Genomic DNA, 17034 nt, shown 5'->3' with positions numbered 1-17034 from the left:
GTGCCGACAGGTCCGGTCAAGCGACCTCAAAAGTTCGGCGATGCGAAACACATTGGCGGCGAGGCACTTCGGTGACGTACAGGAAGTAGGCATGGCAGCTCATCAGCGACTCATGAATATGATGTTCGGTACAATCTGTTCCCAAGTCGTCGGCACCGCCGCCCGTCTCGGGCTCGCCGATCACCTGGGCGACAGAGAACTCGGTTATCCCGAACTGGCCGAACTCACGGGCACCCATCCCGGTGCACTCGCCCGGCTGCTCCGGGCACTGGCCGCCTTGGAGATCGTCGTCGAAACCCGCCCGGGCACATTCCGGTTGGGTGAGGCGGGAATACCCCTGCGCACCGATCGACCGGATTCCCAGGCAGCCGCCGTGCTGTTGTTCACCGATCCGGCCCTGCTGGATTCCTGGAAACACACCGAGGAGGCGGTACGCACCGGACGGCCGACCTTCGAAGGACTCTACGGCACCGATTTCTTCAGTTTCCTCGCCACGAAACCCGAACTGTCCGAACGGTTCAACGCGACGATGCGACAGGTCAGCTTGCCGATCGCACAACTGATTCCGGTGAGCTACGACTTCACGAGATTTCACACCGTCATCGATATCGGCGGCGGCGACGGCACCCTGCTCTCGCAGATCCTGCGTGGTGCACGGGCCGTACACGGCGTGGTATTCGATTCGCCGACCGGGGTCGCCGAGGCCACCTCGACCCTGACCACGGCAGGCGTTGCCGACCGCTGCCGCATCGAGGCCGGCGACTTCTTCTCCGCCGTGCCCGAAGGCGGAGATATCTACCTACTCAAAAACATCCTGCACGACTGGGACGACGAACGTTGCGTCACGATCCTGGAACGGTGCCACAAGGCAATGCCGGCCGAGGGGCGCCTGCTGATCGTGGAATCCGTCCTGCCCGATGTGGTCGACACCTCGGACCCGGCTCCCTACCTCACCGATATCAGCATGCTCGTCAACATGGGCGGCCAGGAACGCACCCGCACCGAGTACGAAGACCTCTGCCGCCGAGCCGGATTCTCGGTCACCGCGGTACATCCGACCGTCTTTCCCACGTCGTACTCGCTGATCGAGGCAACACCGGTCTGAACGGAACGCCACCCATGCCCGACAAGTCCCGCCCGATCGTTGTCGACCTCCTGGCCGACGATTTCCATGAACGAGCCCACGCTGTCTACGACGAACTGCGCGCGCAGTCACCGGTCGTCTTCGCCGAACTGCCGGAGCAGCCGGGCCGCGGTTTCTGGATGATCACCGGATACGCGGCAGCCGAAGCGACACTCCGCGACAACCGCCTGGCCAACAATCCCCGCGCACTCCTTTCCCCGCAGCAACTCGCGGCCAGGGCGCGAGCCCAGATCCCGGAACCACCGCACACCATGCTGCTCTCCGACCCGCCGGAGCACACCCGGCTGCGGCGGGCTGCGCAGCAAGCGTTCACCTCCAGGTCGATCACCGCGTTGCGGCCCACGGTGATCCGGCATGCCGGACAACTGCTGGACGAGGCGGAAAAGACTGCCCGAAACGGTAACGGCACCGTGGACCTGCTGCACGCCTACGCCTACCCACTGTCGCTGACCGTGCTCGGCGAAATCCTCGGCTTCCCCGAGACCTGGCACCCCGGCCTGCACGATCTCGCCGTACGCGCGGCGACCGCCTCCACCCCGCTCTCCGGCCCCGATCCCGCTCTACGCGAACTGCTCGAGAACTACACCCGCGATCTCGTCCTCCTCAAACGCGACACCCCCGGCGACGACCTGGTCAGCAGGCTGGTACATCCCCGGTCCGGCAAAGACGCCCTGTCCGACGGCGAACTGATGGCCATGATCGGCCTGCTGGTCGCCGCGGGTTTCGAGACCTCCGCCAGCCTCATCGCCAGCGCCACCTTGTCCCTGCTCACCCACCCGGCCCAGTGGGCAGCGCTTCGCGACAACCCGGACCTGGCTGCCCCCACCGTGGAAGAGACCATGCGCTACTGGGGTCCGGTGGAATCCGCAACGATGCGGCTCGCACTCGCTCCACTCGAACTCGGCAACCGGCGCATCGAACGTGGCGACCGAGTCCTGGTGTTCCCCGCCGCCGCCAACCGCGATCCCGCCCACATCACCGACCCGCACCGCTTCGATATCCACCGCCGGCCCCGCCCTCATCTCGGCTTCAGCGGCGGCATCCACAACTGCATGGGCGCCGCCCTCGCCCGCACCGAAGTCGCCATCGCACTCACCACTCTCACCACACGCTGGCCCGAGCTGAGCACCGCCGTGCCGCCGGCCGAATTGCGCTGGCGCCCGGGTATGGGCCTGCGCGGCCTGCGCCGCCTGCCGGTACATCCCTGATCCCGACCATCGCGTGTACCGGGCGCCGCTTCCGCGGCCGGGCACCGAGCACACAACAGCACAAGGAGTTCGACCATGTCATCCCCGACCGACGCCCAGTACGACGTTGTAATTCTGGGCGCCGGAATCGCCGGCAGCACCCTCGCCACGATCCTGGCCCGCCACAAGCTGAAAGTCCTGCTCATCGACGCCGGCGTCCACCCACGCTTCGTCATCGGCGAATCCACCATTCCGCACGCGACCACCACCATGCATATCCTCGCCGAACGCTACGACATCCCCGAGTTCAAAGCCCTCGCCAATTTCGAGGACACCGCTGAGCAGGTGACCAAGACATGCGGGCAGAAACAGAACTTCGGATTCGTCTACCACGAGCAGGGCCGGCCCTCGGATCCGGGCAAAGCAAATCAGGTTGTACTGGCCTCCGGATACCGCCGCGCCGAAGCTCACTGGTTTCGCCAGGACATCGACTCATACACGTTCCACCTCGCCGTCCACTACGGCGCCGAAGTCCGGCAGAACACCCGCATCGACGATATCGAGATCGACCCGCACCGCGGAGCCCGGCTGCGCTCCCCATCCGGCGAGTCCTTTCACGCGAAATATCTGGTAGACGCCACCGGTTTCCGCTCCGTGCTGGCCGACCGATTCGGGCTCCGCGAACAACCCACCCGGGCGCGGACACACTCCCGGTCCCTGTTCACCCATATGATCGGTGTCCAGCCATTCGATGATGTCGCGCCGGTCCGCTATAGCCCGCCTACCCGGTGGCACAACGGAACCCTGCACCACGTCTTCGACGGCGGCTGGCTCTGGGTGATCCCGTTCGACAACAACGACAAGTCGATGAATCCACTGTGCAGCGTGGGACTCACACTCACCGGCGATACGGTCTTCGACGACCGCCCCGCACCAGAACAGGAATTCAACGATTTCCTCGAGCGATTCCCGTCCGTCGCGAAACAATTCGAGAACGCCACAGCCGTCCGGCCGTGGGTGAGCACCGGGCGATTGCAGTACTCCGCATCCCACACCGTCGGCGACCGCTTCTGCCTGACCGCACAGTCCGCCGGAGCCATCGACGCCCTGTTCTCCCGCGGGCTCGCGAATTCCTTCCAAACCGTGAACGCCTTGGCCTGGCGGATCATCGAAGCCGCGCGCGACGACGATTGGTCGACCGAGAAGTTCGCCGGCCTCGACGCGGTACAGCAGCGCATGTACGACGTACACGACGATCTCGCCTACTCGTCGTATGTGGGTTTTCGCGACTATGCCCTGTGGGACGCGATCTTCCGGGTGTGGCATACGTACAGCTTCTATTCCGACGCCGTCTTGGAACACGCCCTGTCCAGGTATTTCGCCGGTCAGGACGACCAGGTGTTCCGCACCCTGGAACGCGGCGATTCCGAGCTGGCCCAGGCTGTGCGGGGATTGTTGACCAGCGCGCGCGAGAACTGTGAAGCGGTCGAGCGCGGGGAGTTGACGCCCACGGATGCCGCGGCGGCGATCATCGACCGGATCAACCGGGACCGCTTCTTTCCCGAATACCTGCCCCACGGAAATCCGGAACTCAAGTACATCGATATCTCCCAGGACAAGGCGATGGAGTTCATGCAGTGGACCCGAACCGAGGCACCGCGGTGGATCACAGAGTCCTTTGCCTGACCCTGCGCTGATATCCGAGGGACGTCCGGCTCCCGCGACCCGCAGTAGCGACCGCGACCCGGACGTCCATCGGACGGCACCTCCTGCGAATCCGATTGTGAGCACGATGAACCGGCCCACCACACTCGGCGTTGACGACTACGTGCATACCGTGCACCCGCACAACACCGACCCATTGACCTTGGCAGCCACTATCGCGGCTTCCGGACAGCTCACCGACTATATCGTGTACGAACAGCCCGGACGCTGGTATGTGGCCGGGAATCCGATCGGCGCGGTGACCGTCGGCCCGAACCGGTTGCACACCACGCTCGGTGGCGACCGCACCGAATACTGGAGCGGCAATCCCTGGCCACAGCTCCACGCCGCCCTCGACCGGGCACCGGTACACCGATGGCGGGCCTACGGCTGGGCCTGCTTCGAACTCTACCGCCCGGACACCGCGGCACCGGACGATATCCTCGCCCACTTCATGGTGCCCGGGGTGGAACTGGAGATCACCGAGACCGCGGTGCACATCCGTAGTTACGGCGTCCCGTTCGAACTGGAACTCCCGGATACTCCTACCCCCATGTCGGCGCCCAGACCGGTACCCGTGGAAACAGTCGACACTGCCTACCTGCTGCGCGTACAGGATGCGCTGGACCGGATCCGTCACGGTGACCTCGACAAGGTCATCTTGTCCCGCCGAGTAGACGTGCCGTTCACGGTGGACATGCCCGCTACCTACGCCGCTGTCCGCCGGATGAACACCCCGGCACGTTCGTTCTTACTGGACCTCGGCGGCTGGCAAGCCGCCGGAGTGAGCCCGGAAACCGTTTTGGAAGCCGACGGCGCCGGGCTGGCGACCACTCAGCCGCTGGCCGGTACCCGGGCCCGGACCGGCGACGCCGAACGCGACCGGGAGCTGCGGGATGATCTGCTCTCCGATCCGAAAGAGGTCTACGAGCACGCCACCTCCGTACGCCTGGCCTACACCGAACTCGACAGTGTCGGCAGCCCGACGCGAGTCAGCGAATTCCTCACCGTGAAAGAGCGTGGCAGCGTGCAACATCTCGCGTCGCGTGTCGAGACCCTGTTGCCCGACGGCCGGACTTCATGGGACGCCCTCGCCGCGGTATTTCCCGCCATCACGGCTTCCGGTATTCCCAAAGCACCTGCCTGCGCCGCGATCGACGACCTCGAACCCGGCACCCGCGGCCTCTACAGCGGTGCCGTCGTGCGCGCGGACAGCACCGGGTCCCTCGATGCCGCACTCGTCTTGCGCGCCGTCTATCAACGTGAGGGCCGAAGCTGGCTGCGCGCCGGAGCGGGTGTCGTCACCGGCTCGACACCGGCACGCGAATACGAGGAGACCTGCGAAAAACTGGCCTGTATCGCCCCTTATCTCGTGCCGGTGCGGCCCGGAAACCGAGGGCCGGCCGCCGAGTAACCCGCCGGTTCCGGCGCCGAGCAAAGACGGCGGCCCGCAATGACCTCTCCCACAGTCGTTCTCGTCCCGGGAAACCTCACCGGAGCCTGGACATGAGCGGACACCGTCGCCTTCCTGCAACAGCAAGGAATTCGGGCACTATAGCTGGAACTGCCGACCAGCGGATCGGCCGCACTCGACGCCGACTTCCACTCCGACGCCCACGCCGTACGCGAGATTCTGGACGCGCTGACACCCCCTGTCCTGCTGTACGGCCATTCCTCCGGTGGCGGAGTGATCACGGAGGCGACAGCGGACCCGCATCCGTCGGTTGGCGCACCTGGTCTACCTCAATGCCGTCGTCCCTGATGCCGGGGGACACTCTGGTAGGGCTCATGACCGCCGCGGCGGCCGACAGCGATCCTGCGGACCGGACGGATCACGCAGTACGGTTCCGCGGCGACGGGCCGGCCGAACTCGTCCCCCAACACGCACGCCGACTGCTGTTCGGCGACAGTATCGATGGACGCGGACGAAGGAGTGACCATGCTGCGTCCCGCGAATATCATCAGCGGAACCCAGGCGTTGAGCGGCGCGGCAGGGCACCACGTTCCGGCCACCTTCGTGCGCTGCACCCGGGACCCGATGCCCGAAGCGATTGCACCGGCCTTCCTCGAACAGGGTCCCGACACCGTAGAACTCCCCGTCGATCACTGCCCCAAACTGGAGCCGCCCGGATCCGACCACCGAACTACTCACCCGCATAGCGAAAACGATGCTGGACTCAGCTACCCCGATAGACCGCTCGCCCGGACCCGCATGCTAGGCCGAGGCGGTCACCCGCCAGTGCCGCGCTCGCGTCTGTGCCTCCCACATCGCGCTGTAGCGCCCCTCCTGGGCGATCAGCTCGTCGTGGGTGCCGCGCTCGGAGACCACGCCGTCTTCCAGGACCAGGATCTGGTCCGCGGCCACCACGGTGGAGAGCCGATGCGCGATGACGATGACCGTCTTCTCCGCGACCAGTGCATCGATGGCCTCCTGGACATAGACCTCGCTTTCGGTGTCCAGGGCGGCGGTCGGTTCGTCCAGCAGGACGATCGGCGCGTTCTTCAAGATCGCGCGGGCGATCGAAATGCGCTGGCGTTCACCGCCGGACAATGCGCCACCGATCTCACCGACCCGGGTGTCGTATCCGTGCGGAAGCCGTTCGACGAAGGTGTGCACATTGGCGGCCCTGGCCGCGGCCTCGATTTCTTCCTGGGTGGCGTCGGGGGCCGCCATGGCGATATTCGCGCGGATCGTATCGTCGAACAGATACACGTCCTGGAAGACCACCGCGATATTGCGGTATATCTCCACCGGGTCGAGAGTGCGCAGGTCCAGCCCGCCGATCCGCACACTGCCGCCGTCCGGGTCCGCGTACCGGGTCAGCAACCTGGTCACCGTCGTCTTACCCGACCCCGACGGCCCCACCAGGGCCGTGAGTGATCGGGCGGGAGCGGTGAAGGAGACTCCACACAGGACCCGGCTGCCGTCGGAGTATCCGAAATGCACCTCGTCGAAGGTGATGTCGTAGGCGGTGATCCGGGCCTCGGGGTCGCTCACGGTCAGCGCCGGGGCATCCAGCACCTGACCGACCCGCTCGAGCGCCGAATCGGTGATCTCGAAAATCGAGGAGAGATTGGCCATGGTCGACAACGGCTCGGCGAAACGCACCGCCGCGGCCACCACGGCGATCAGTAATGCCGCCGACATGTCCAAGTCGAGCACCAGCGCCGCCCCGGTGGCGGCCATCGCCACGAGGCACAGCTGGACGACGCTGGAGGCCAGCAGTCCCGGCCAGGTGAGCCGCTTCTGCATGGCCGACATGGCGTCGTTCTGCTCTTCGAGGGTTTCGACCAGACGCTGCGACGAGCTGCCGATCTGCCCCGTCGCGCGCAGCACCGGCAACCCCTGCACGTATTCGACCACCCGGCTCGCCGCCGCGGCGTCGGCCGCATCGGCCCGGCGCGCACCCACTCCGGTGATCTGCTGGATACGCCGGACGAACAGCACCGCGAACGGAACCGCTACCGCGAGCACCAATCCCAGGCGCCAGTCCACGACGAAGATGATCACCCCGATAACCGCCGGAACCGTCACCATCTGGATGAACAACAACGCCATCCCCGACGAACTCATCGTCGCGTTGGCAACATTGCTGCCCATCACCGTGGTCAGATCTCCTGCGGCCCGGCGCTCGAGGTCGGCCTGCGGCATGGTTCGCAGCTTGTCACCCAGTCGCATCCGGGTAGCGGCGAGCACATCGGCCCACCGGCCGAATTCGAATCGGAGCTGGCCGTAATGGAATGCCGCTTGCGTCACCCAGCAGGCCACCAGCACTCCGAACCAGGTCCACACCACAGTGGTGTCGATATCCGGTTGGCTCAGCTCGTACAGAATCGGGATCAGCATGGCATACGCGGCTGCCTGCAGGACAGAACCGAGAAAGGCACACCACAGGGTGCGACGGAACTCGTCGCGGTAGTCGCCGGCGGCGAGCAGCATGAGCCCCAGAATTCGCCTCATCGGGTCGTGGCCTCCTTCTTCTTACTGCTGCCGAGACCCCACCCGCGAGCGCGCTGGTGATGTTCCCACAGCCGGGCGTAACGGCCGCCGGACGCGACCAGTTCGGTATGAGTGCCGGATTCGGTGACCCGCCCGGATTCGAGCACCACGATCTGATCCGCGTCGACGATCGTGGACAGGCGATGCGCCACCACGAGGACGGTCCGGCCGCGAGTGAGCTCGGCGATCGCGTCCTGGATCGCCGCTTCGTTCTCCGGATCGGCGAACGAGGTCGCCTCGTCGAGGATCACGATCGGTGCGTCCGCGAGCAGTGCCCGGGCGATGGTGATCCGCTGCCGCTGGCCGCCGGACAATCGTGCCCCGCGCTCGCCGACCGGTGTGTCGTAGCCCTGGGGTAATTCCGCGACGATGAAATCGTGGGCTCGAGCCGCCCGCGCCGCGGCTTCGACCTCGGCGTCGGTGGCCGAGGGACGGGCGAGCCGGATGTTCTCCTTCACGGTGTCGGAGAGCAGGAACGGATCCTGGAACACCATCGCCAGCTGCCGGAGCAGGGTCTCGGAACTGATCCGGCGGACGTCCACTCCGCCGACCAGTACATCTCCGGAATCCACATCCCAGAACCGTGGGATCAGGCGCGCGACCGTCGATTTACCCGAGCCGGACGGCCCGACCAGCGCGCACACCGTGCCGCTCGGAATTGTCAGGTCCACACCGTCCAGTGCGGCGCGGTCCGCGCCTCCGTAACCGAACCGCACGTTCCGGAACACGATCGACCCGTCCGCCGGGGACTCCGGGTGCTCCGGCTCGCGCAGCGGTTCGATATCGAGCAGCTCGACGATCCGCGCGGCACCGGCCTTGGAGTCATTGATCAGATTGGACAGGTTCATCAGCGGCACCACCGATTCCACCGGAAGGGTGCCGATAAGAATCGCAGCAACCAGCTGCGCCGGCGACATCGACCCGTTCGCCGTCAACCAGATACCGACCGCGGTCACGATCACGATGGTGGGCAACGGCGCCACCGTCAGGTTGGCGAAGATCATCGCACTGCGATTGTTGTTCTGCCACACGGTGGTCGCCACGTTGAACTGCCGGACCCGGTCCACGAAACGCCGGAACGACACCGTACCGTCGTCGAAGGTCCGTACGACCGGCATGCCCTGGACGAACTCCACCGTCGCCGCATTGATGGCCTCGTTGGCTTCATCGTAGCGACGCCGGGTTTCGACGTAGTCCCGCAGTGTCAGCTGCATTCCGATGAACACCACCGGTAGGAACAACGCGACCGCCAGAAGAAGGCGCCAATCCACGAACCCCAGGGCCACGAGCGCCGCGACGGGCTGGGCCACTGTGAAACCGGCCAGCGGGACGGCATCGGCCACCGCCATGTGCAAGCCACGCACATCGTCCTGGACAACTTTCTTCACAGCCCCCGAACCCAGGCGCTGCGCCTCGCCGAGCGGGACCCGCGCCAGATGGGCGGCGAGATCGCTGCGCAGACGTTGTTCGAGATCGAAGGAGGCCAGGTGTGAGAGGAGGAAAGACCAGGCGCGCATGGCGAATCGGACGAGGAACCCGGCGGCGGCCAGCACCAGAAACGCCACCACCGTGCCGGTTTCGGCGTCGGTGTCGACCAGTTCTCCGAGCGCGAGTGCCAACCCCACGAAACCGGCCACCCCGGCCGCGCCACCGAGTGCACCGACCGCCATGGCGGCACCGAGCCGGCCGCGTACCGGCTCGGTCACCCGGAACAAGGCATTACCGGGCGTCACCCCGGCTTCGGCCGCGGCTACCCGGGGTTCGTGCCCCGCTTCGTCTACCTGGAGCGACGCCCCGGTATCACCCATTACGGCTCCTGTCCGTCATTTACGCGACAACTCCCGGCCCCGCCGACAGGGCGGCCCCGGTACCACGCTCGGGATCTGCCAGATCAGCGGCGACAGCAAAAAAACTGTTTCTAAAAATGATTGTCATTATCGGACAAGCCGGAGGCTAACACAACACCCGCACCGGCGCGACCGATCCGGACCAACGCCAACCGGCAATCACGCACATCGGACCATCTCCGCCGAAGTGCGAACCGCCAGGGAGGGTTTCGACCAGGCAAGCGACATGGCCGCGACCCGAACAAAGTCAACGGATGAAACCCGGCAGCACGGTCGATACGGACCGACCAGGAGCGCCGCCGGACGAGCAAACCGCCCGAGAGGCCATCCGCGAACGCCGCACCCAGCTCCCGGTCCCAGCTGCCGCCACGACAATCCCCTACATTTAACGAACGCGTATTTCTAGTAGCATAAGCAGACCCGCACGCTGTGTCGACACGGTTCGCCCAAACCGCGAAAGACAGTGCACCCTTTCCCCATCCCGATTCGGCGAGCCCATTGAATCAAACCACCATTTGTTGAAAACGATTTTCGTTTGTGCTCAACTGGGCGCATGATCGGGGAGCATGTCGCAGCCCCTGGAATGCGCCGCTGGACACGACAGCGTGAGTTGATCATGTCCGCGCTCGACGCACAGGGAGGGTTCACCACGGTGCAGGAGTTACATACGCGGCTACGCCTGGAGGGACACCGCATCGGCATTTCCACCGTGTACCGGACACTGGCGGAACTCGACCGAGCACAGCACCTGGACGTCGTCCGCCAGGAAACCGGCGAACGGCGATACCAGCTGCGCCGATCCCCGACCCACCGGCACCACCTGATCTGCCGAGCATGCGGGGACAGCACCGTGCTGGATGCCGATGTCGTCGAAGAATGGATCGGCAAACTCCCTCAGATCACCGGATTCACCGATATCGCGCACACCCTCGAACTCAACGGCGTGTGCGTCCGCTGCCGCATCACCTGACCCATGCCGCTGCCGGACCCGCACGGCCGGCCCGCTCGAATTCCCGGCCATGGGCCGGAAAGACGTGCGACCACGCCGGGGCCGCACGACGCCGGCCGCCGAGCCGATACAGGCGCCGACGTGGTGCGGCGGTCCGTTCTCAACCGGACAGCGCGCCCTCCTGCGCCTCGATGGCGCTGTCGGCATCGTCGACCGCCCCGAGCGCGAGCACACGGTCGGCGAATCGGCGGGCGACTCGATCCTCGTGGGTGATGAGAATCAGTGCCATCCCGTCCCGCACCCGCCGTTCGAGAAGATCCAGGACCGCTTCCCGCGTGACCGCGTCGAGGCCGGTGGTGATCTCGTCGCAGACAAGTATGTCCGGGTGTACGAGCAGCGCGCGAGCGAGGGCAGCGCGCTGCAACTCCCCTCCCGACAGTTGGGCGGCCCGGCGGGCGAAACACTCCGGCCGAATACCTACCTCTCCGGCGATATCGGCCAGGGAATTCGCGGTAGCCGACGGATTCTCACCACGCAGGTTCACCGCCGGCCGAATCGCCTGTGCTCCGATCGGACGGAAGGGGTCGAAGGCCGCGCGTGCGTCCTGAAAAACGTACTGTAGCCGCGACCGGTCAGCGCGGCTACGGAATCGCGCCGCCCAGGGGGTCACTTTCTCCGCCAGGCGCAGCTCACCCGCGAATGGCTCGTGCAGGCCGGCGAGGCAGCGCGCCAACGTGGACTTACCTGCACCCGACGGGCCACGCACGGTAAGTGTGCTCCCCCGCTCGAGCCGCAGGTCGAGATCCTGTAGAACCGGCACTCCGCCCCGTCCGTACCTCGCCGAGAGCCCCTCCACACGCAGTACCGGCGAGTCCGCCGCCGCGGATGCGGAACGTCCGGCCGGAATTTCCATCGACCCGGCTCGGAACAGTTGCCGTGTATAGGGTTCGCGCGGATCGGTCCACACCGTCCGTCCCTGCTCGACCACGTCACCGCGCCGGAGGACGAGCGTGTAGTCGGCGAGGCGGCGCACGAGTGAGAGGTCGTGGCTGAGCAGGATGATCGCCGTGCCGTCGTCACGTAGCGATTCGAGTTCGGCGGCGAGTAGATCACGATGGCCGGGGTCCTGGCCGGTGGTCGGCTCGTCCACGACGAGGCATTCGGGGTCGCCGATCAATGCCAGTGCCAGGACCGCGCGTTGCTGCTGGCCGCCCGACAGCTGGTGCGGGAAACGCCTCAGCAACGCCGGATCGAAGTGGGCCCGGGCGACCGCATGTGCGACCGCTGCCGCAATATCGCCGGTACCGCGCACGGCGGCGACTTCACGCAGCACCGAGCCCACCCGCCGGCTGGGAGTGAGTGCGGGCCCCGAATGTTGTGGCAGGTAGCCGACTCGACCGAGATCGCTTTCGACAGTGCCGACGACGACCGAGTCGCCGGGGAACTCCCCCAGTACGGCGAGACCTGTCGTGGTCTTACCGCTGCCCGATTCTCCGACGAGTGCGACGATCTCGCCCGGCCGCGCGGTGAACGAGATCGGGCCGACCAGGGTTCGCTGCCCCAGGCGCACGGTGAGTCCTTCGACCACGATCATGTCTGTGTCTCCTCCACCCGTGTCCGGGTATGCCATTCGTCCATTGCGAGGTTCAGTCCCACCGCGAGCGCAGTGATGAGGCAGGCGGGTAGGAGCGTGGCGAGCGGCTGGAGCAGCAGTCCGTTTCGATTCTGCTCGATCATCACGCCCCAGTTGCTCTGATCCGGGTCAACACCCACACCCAGAAAACTCGCCGACGCGACCAGGTACAGGGCGCCGACGAATCGCACGCCCGCATCGGCCGCAACGGTTCGCAAGGCCGAACGGCCGAGGAACCAGCCCACCCGTCGCCAGCGGGGTTCTCCGGCGAGCAGCATCGCCTCCGCGGCCGGGCCGCTCGCCGGTCCGAGGGCGGCGGCGCGGATGACCCGCGTCGCGTCGGGGGCGAGGACCACCACGACGATGCCGATCAGGACGATCACGCTCTGCGGCGCGATCGAGGCCAGCAGGATCAGCAGCAACAACGATGGCATCGCGAGGACGATGTCGAGCGGTCGCATGATCAGTTCATCGATCCAGCGCCGGCGGCCGGCAGCCGCGGCGGTGAGCGCCAGCGGCACCGCCAGCACATAGCACAGCACCGTGGCGCCGACCGAGGTGATAACGATGGGCGCACCACCGAGAAGTAGTTCCCGGCCCAGATCGCGGCCGGCGAAATCGGAGCCGAACGGGCCCGCGGCAGGATCGAACGCCCTGGACCGGCTCTCCGCGGGACAGGCGAGCAACGGTCCCGCGATCGCCAGGAGGCCCGGGATCGCGATGAGCGCGACGATGAGTGCCCGGCGTGCCAGAATGATCATGCGATCACCGCCGCCGGATTCATCCGGTAGCTCACGAGATCGGCGAGCACGTTCACCAATACTGTGGTGACACCGAAAAACACGGCCAATCCCTGCACGATCGGTACATCGCGCGCGCTCACCGCATCCACCAGTGTCGTACCGAGACCGGGGATCACGAACACCGCCTCCACGATGATCACGCCGCCGAGCAGCCAGTCCACGGCCCGCGCCAGCTGCTGGACCGCGGGCGCCCCAGATGTGGGCAGAGCGTGCCGCCACAGGATCCGGCGCTCGCCGAGACCGCACCGGCGCAGGTGCGCCGCGTACTCACTGTTCTGCGCGTCGACCAAGCCGGCCCGCACGAGCCGCGATATCGAGCACAGTGGCCGGATGAGGAGTACGACGACCGGGAGCACGAGCACCGCCGGTTCTTCGAGAAGATTCGCGACGCCGAGCGCATTCGCGGGCAGCATGCCCAGCTGTAAGGCGAACAGTGAGATGAGCACGATGCCGGACGCGAACTCCGGCACCGAGTACAGCCCGAGCGTGGTGCTACTGATGGCCCGATCCACCACCGATCCGGGGCGCCGGGCCGCGGCCACACCGAGCGCGGTCGCCAGCGGCGGAAGCAACAGGAAGGTGATGCCGGCGAGGGTCGCGGTGGGCGCGAGCCCGGCGAGGAGCGTATCCAGCACAGGCCGCTCCGAGATGAGTGAGACCCCGAGGTCGCCGCGTAACAGTCCGGCGAGCCAATCGGCATAGCGCTGCATCCATGGCTCGTCCAGCCCCAGCGCGACGCGCAACCGTTCGATCCGCTCGGGGTCCGGTGAATCACTGGCGATCACCACGGCCGCGTCGCCGGGGAGTGCGTCGGTGAGTACGAAGACGACGGTGACCACCCCCAGCACCTGCACCGCGCCCAAGGCGAGCCGACCGGCCAGTATCCGGAAGAGGCTCACGCCAGCCACACGCGGTCGAACCGCGCCCAGTCCAGCGAATTGGCGGGCGATTCGACGACTCCGCCGACATTCCCGCTCGTCGCGACGATCCAGTCGGCGAAACCCCAGATCAGGAAGCCGCCCCGGTCGTGGAGGGTCTGCTGCATCTCGTGGTAGATACCGGCCCGCTGCCCGGGGTCTACCGTCGCGATCGCGGCAGCATAGCGGGCATCGAACTCGGGATCGCGCCATGCGGTGGCGTTCGTACTCGAGTTGCTGAGCAGCCGCTGCGAGATATGGGACTCGATGGGCATACCGCCGGAGCGGTAGGCACACAGCGTTCCTTCCCGGAGGATATCCGACCAGTAGGTCCCTGCATCGCGTTGCCGCACCGAAGCCCGCAGCCCCGCGGCGCGGAGTTGATCGGCGAAAACGTTCGCGCTCGCCGCCATGCCCGTACCCGCGTCGGCGGTGTCGATGACGATCTCGTGCTCGGCCAGCCCGCTGGATGCGATGAGCCGGCGGGCGAGCCCCAGATCCTGTTCGCGCTGCGGCAGGTCGCCGGCGTAGTACTGGTATCCCTTGCCGAACAGATCGTTGCCGATACTGCCGGCGCCGCCGAGTGCTGCATCGACGAGCTCCTGACGGTTGGTCAAGGCGAACAGCGCCCGCCGGGCGTCGGGTTCGTCGAAGGGGGCGCGATCGGTTTTCATCGCGAACCCGTTCATCCCACTGTTCGCCAGCCGGGTGAAGACGATGTCGGCGCGACCGGCGTAGGTTTGCGCCGTCGCCGCTGTGACATCGTGCGCGTACTGCACGGTGCCGCTCACCAGCGCGTTGATCCGTGCGGATTCCTCGTTGGTGATGAGGTACTCGAGACGGTCCAGATACGGCCGGCCCTCCCAGTACTCGCCGAAGGCGTCGAGCGTCAGGGAGCGGCCCGGCGCCCAGTCGGCGAAGCGGAACGGCCCGGAACCGATCGGCTCGTCGAATCGTTGCGCACCCTCCGGCACGATGAAGGCACCGAACGCGGCGAGTGAGTTGGGGAACTCGGTGTAGGGGCGGGTCAGTCGCAGCCGCAACGTACGGTCGTCGAGGACCTTCGACCCGCCGATATCCACCATGGCGAAGTTGGCGCGGGCACGGAAACCCTCATGCGGGTCGGTGATCCGGCGCAAGCTGTACAGGACGTCGGCCGGCCGCACCGGCCGCCCGTCGTGGAACACGGCCGCACGCAACCTGATCGTCCACTCGGTCCCCTCGGCATTCGGCTCCCACCCCTCCGCCAGCCGCGGCACCGCCGACATATCCGGTCCGACGTCCGCGAGCTTTTCGAAAATCATCTTCGAACGCGAAGCTTCCAGGAAGAGGTTCGCCCGGTGCGGGTCGAGCGTTTCCTGCGCCCCGCCGCCCGCGAATGCCGCGCGCAGCGTGCCGCCGGACACCGGCGTCGACCCGGGACCCGCTGCCGGTCCACTCCGAGATGACGGCCCGCAGCCGGACAACCCCGCCACGCCTGCCAAGCCGGCGAGAGATGCACCGATGAGCAGGGATCTGCGGGTCGGACGGAAACCGGTAGGTGAGGTCATCGTGGGATGCTCCTTTCTGATGGCCCCGGCCGGGACGACGTCCGGTGCGTAGCACCGGGACCGGGATCTGTGCCGTGCTCGGTGCGCGGTGCGGTGAACGGGGACAGCGACAAGGTCGCCGCGCCGAGGGCGATACCGGCGCAGGTGATCCAGGCCAGCGGTGCGGACTGCTCCAACAGAGCACCGAGCAGCGCGCCGGACGCCGCCGCCAACACCCCCGAGAGGAGATAGAACGCGCCGTAGTAGGTGCCGGTCATCCCCGCCGAGGCGTGTTGCGCGATCCGCTCGAGCATGAACGGCTGGGCGATCACCACGCCGAGGCCCAGGCCTACGGCCGCGAGCAGAATCGCCGCAAATCGCACGACCGGAGAACACGCCGTGGCCGCCACGGGCAGGAGGAGACCGGTTCCCATGACGACGTAGCCGACGACGATCGAACGGTGGGCCTGCCACCTCGCCACAGCGAATCGGGTGAGCGGGCGCTGGCAGACCACCGCGACGAGGGTGGAGACGGCGAAAACCGCCACGGTCCCGACACTCCCGGACACCGCGGCATCGGCTTCCTGCGGAAAGAGCAGATACAGCTGATTCTGGAGCGAGAACACGGCACTTCCGGCGAGTGCAAACAGCCAGAAGCGGCCGTTGCGCAGCAACCCCGCCATTCCCGCCCGCATCGGCTCCGCACGATCCACCCGCTGCGGCGGCAACCAGATCGCCTGCGCGACCGTGAGCACCGCGAACAGCGCGGCGGCGACGCCGGCGACCACGCGGAAGTCGACGAGCAGGAGCGCCGCCCCCAGGAGCGGACCGACGAACATCCCCGCGTTACCCGCGAGAGTGAACCACGCGAAGGCGTCCACGGTGCGGTCGTCGGACGCGGTGGCGACATAGGAACGAACCGCCGGATTGAACAGGGCGCCCGCCACACCACTGAGGATCGACGCCGCGAGGAGCCCCCCGAGTTCGTCGGTCAGCGCGAACAGGCCGAACCCGACGACGCGCAGCAGACAGCCGGCCATGATCATGGGCCGGCTACCGAACTTGTCGGCGCAGACCCCACCCACGAGAAACATGCCTTGCTGGGCGAGATTGCGCACCCCGAGTATCAGACCCACCGCAGCCAAGGTCAGACCCACCGAATCGGTGAGATACGCGGCGAGGAACGGGAGCAGGAGGTAGAAGCCGGCGTTCACACCGAACTGATTGATCACCAGTACCTGCACCGGGCGCGAAAAGGAACGCAGGTTCGAACGGGTTGTCATCCGAGCTGCTCGATGACGTGCGAGAGAAAGGTAAACAT

12 protein-coding genes are annotated in these 17034 nt (G+C 66.6%); 5 read left to right on the top strand and 7 right to left on the bottom strand.

Annotation, left to right across the window (positions count from 1 at the left end):
- Nucleotides 1–91 precede the first annotated feature (91 nt).
- The 4 genes from ON22_RS11185 to ON22_RS11170 all read left to right on the top strand — a co-directional run bounded on the left by ON22_RS11185 (nucleotide 92) and on the right by ON22_RS11170 (nucleotide 5449).
- Nucleotides 92–1105 carry a methyltransferase gene (locus ON22_RS11185; protein ID WP_033242086.1) on the top strand — a complete coding sequence of 338 codons (1014 nt, stop codon included), beginning with the start codon at nucleotides 92–94 and terminating at the stop codon, nucleotides 1103–1105.
- A gap of 14 nt (nucleotides 1106–1119) precedes the next feature.
- Complete coding sequence (locus ON22_RS11180) at nucleotides 1120–2352, top strand: cytochrome P450 family protein (protein WP_033242085.1); 1233 nt, start codon at nucleotides 1120–1122, stop codon at nucleotides 2350–2352.
- 75 nt (nucleotides 2353–2427) lie between these two features.
- On the top strand, nucleotides 2428–4017 hold the full coding sequence (locus tag ON22_RS11175) for an NAD(P)/FAD-dependent oxidoreductase (protein ID WP_051157455.1): 1590 nt from the start codon (nucleotides 2428–2430) through the stop codon (nucleotides 4015–4017).
- 106 nt (nucleotides 4018–4123) lie between these two features.
- Nucleotides 4124–5449: a salicylate synthase gene (locus ON22_RS11170; protein WP_033242084.1), complete on the top strand. Its 1326-nt coding sequence runs from the start codon at nucleotides 4124–4126 to the stop codon at nucleotides 5447–5449.
- A gap of 801 nt (nucleotides 5450–6250) precedes the next feature.
- Here ON22_RS11170 and ON22_RS11160 read toward each other — a convergent pair.
- Nucleotides 6251–7996, bottom strand: a complete 1746-nt coding sequence (locus tag ON22_RS11160; RefSeq protein ID WP_033242082.1) for an ABC transporter ATP-binding protein — start codon at nucleotides 7994–7996, stop codon at nucleotides 6251–6253.
- Nucleotides 7993–9843 (bottom strand): ABC transporter ATP-binding protein, encoded by a 1851-nt coding sequence (locus ON22_RS11155; protein WP_033242081.1) that lies wholly within the window; start codon nucleotides 9841–9843, stop codon nucleotides 7993–7995. Before ON22_RS11155 ends, ON22_RS11160 begins: the two co-directional genes overlap by 4 nt.
- Nucleotides 9844–10435: 592 nt before the next feature.
- Between ON22_RS11155 and ON22_RS11150 the strand changes: the two genes are divergently transcribed.
- The gene (locus tag ON22_RS11150; RefSeq protein ID WP_063820573.1) at nucleotides 10436–10852 is read left to right on the top strand and encodes a Fur family transcriptional regulator; all 417 of its coding nucleotides are present in this window, start codon (nucleotides 10436–10438) and stop codon (nucleotides 10850–10852) included.
- A gap of 139 nt (nucleotides 10853–10991) precedes the next feature.
- Here the strand turns inward: ON22_RS11150 and ON22_RS11145 are convergent, their stop codons facing one another.
- Genes ON22_RS11145 through ON22_RS11125 form a run of 5 tightly spaced genes read right to left on the bottom strand, consistent with a single transcriptional unit; the run spans nucleotide 10992 to nucleotide 16996 of the window.
- Nucleotides 10992–12425, bottom strand: a complete 1434-nt coding sequence (locus ON22_RS11145) for an ABC transporter ATP-binding protein (RefSeq protein WP_033242510.1) — start codon at nucleotides 12423–12425, stop codon at nucleotides 10992–10994.
- Nucleotides 12422–13225 (bottom strand): ABC transporter permease subunit, encoded by an 804-nt coding sequence (locus ON22_RS11140; protein WP_051157454.1) that lies wholly within the window; start codon nucleotides 13223–13225, stop codon nucleotides 12422–12424. The genes ON22_RS11145 and ON22_RS11140 overlap by 4 nt, the downstream gene beginning before the upstream one ends.
- Complete coding sequence (locus tag ON22_RS11135; protein ID WP_231508066.1) at nucleotides 13222–14175, bottom strand: ABC transporter permease; 954 nt, start codon at nucleotides 14173–14175, stop codon at nucleotides 13222–13224. Before ON22_RS11135 ends, ON22_RS11140 begins: the two co-directional genes overlap by 4 nt.
- The gene (locus tag ON22_RS37925; protein ID WP_033242079.1) at nucleotides 14163–15734 is read right to left on the bottom strand and encodes an ABC transporter substrate-binding protein; all 1572 of its coding nucleotides are present in this window, start codon (nucleotides 15732–15734) and stop codon (nucleotides 14163–14165) included. The genes ON22_RS11135 and ON22_RS37925 overlap by 13 nt, the downstream gene beginning before the upstream one ends.
- Nucleotides 15731–16996: an MFS transporter gene (locus tag ON22_RS11125; RefSeq protein ID WP_157170406.1), complete on the bottom strand. Its 1266-nt coding sequence runs from the start codon at nucleotides 16994–16996 to the stop codon at nucleotides 15731–15733. Before ON22_RS11125 ends, ON22_RS37925 begins: the two co-directional genes overlap by 4 nt.
- Nucleotides 16997–17034 lie beyond the last annotated feature (38 nt).

It is taken from the genome of Nocardia carnea NBRC 14403, from assembly GCF_000308515.1.
In the GTDB taxonomy this organism is placed as follows: Bacteria; Actinomycetota; Actinomycetes; order Mycobacteriales; family Mycobacteriaceae; genus Nocardia; species Nocardia carnea.
The sequence above is the reverse complement of the archived record's forward strand: the minus strand, read 5'-3'. Positions and strand labels throughout refer to the sequence as shown.

What these genes read in the sequence shown, in the direction of transcription:
- ON22_RS11185 (WP_033242086.1), top strand. Translation starts at nt 92, where the DNA reads ATGGCAGCTCATCAGCGACTCATGAATATGATGTTCGGTACAATCTGT.
- ON22_RS11180 (WP_033242085.1), top strand. Translation starts at nt 1,120, where the DNA reads ATGCCCGACAAGTCCCGCCCGATCGTTGTCGACCTCCTGGCCGACGAT.
- ON22_RS11175 (WP_051157455.1), top strand. Translation starts at nt 2,428, where the DNA reads ATGTCATCCCCGACCGACGCCCAGTACGACGTTGTAATTCTGGGCGCC.
- ON22_RS11170 (WP_033242084.1), top strand. Translation starts at nt 4,124, where the DNA reads ATGAACCGGCCCACCACACTCGGCGTTGACGACTACGTGCATACCGTG.
- ON22_RS11160 (WP_033242082.1), bottom strand. Translation starts at nt 7,996, where the DNA reads ATGAGGCGAATTCTGGGGCTCATGCTGCTCGCCGCCGGCGACTACCGC.
- ON22_RS11155 (WP_033242081.1), bottom strand. Translation starts at nt 9,843, where the DNA reads ATGGGTGATACCGGGGCGTCGCTCCAGGTAGACGAAGCGGGGCACGAA.
- ON22_RS11150 (WP_063820573.1), top strand. Translation starts at nt 10,436, where the DNA reads ATGATCGGGGAGCATGTCGCAGCCCCTGGAATGCGCCGCTGGACACGA.
- ON22_RS11145 (WP_033242510.1), bottom strand. Translation starts at nt 12,425, where the DNA reads ATGATCGTGGTCGAAGGACTCACCGTGCGCCTGGGGCAGCGAACCCTG.
- ON22_RS11140 (WP_051157454.1), bottom strand. Translation starts at nt 13,225, where the DNA reads ATGATCATTCTGGCACGCCGGGCACTCATCGTCGCGCTCATCGCGATC.
- ON22_RS37925 (WP_033242079.1), bottom strand. Translation starts at nt 15,734, where the DNA reads ATGACCTCACCTACCGGTTTCCGTCCGACCCGCAGATCCCTGCTCATC.
- ON22_RS11125 (WP_157170406.1), bottom strand. Translation starts at nt 16,996, where the DNA reads ATGACAACCCGTTCGAACCTGCGTTCCTTTTCGCGCCCGGTGCAGGTA.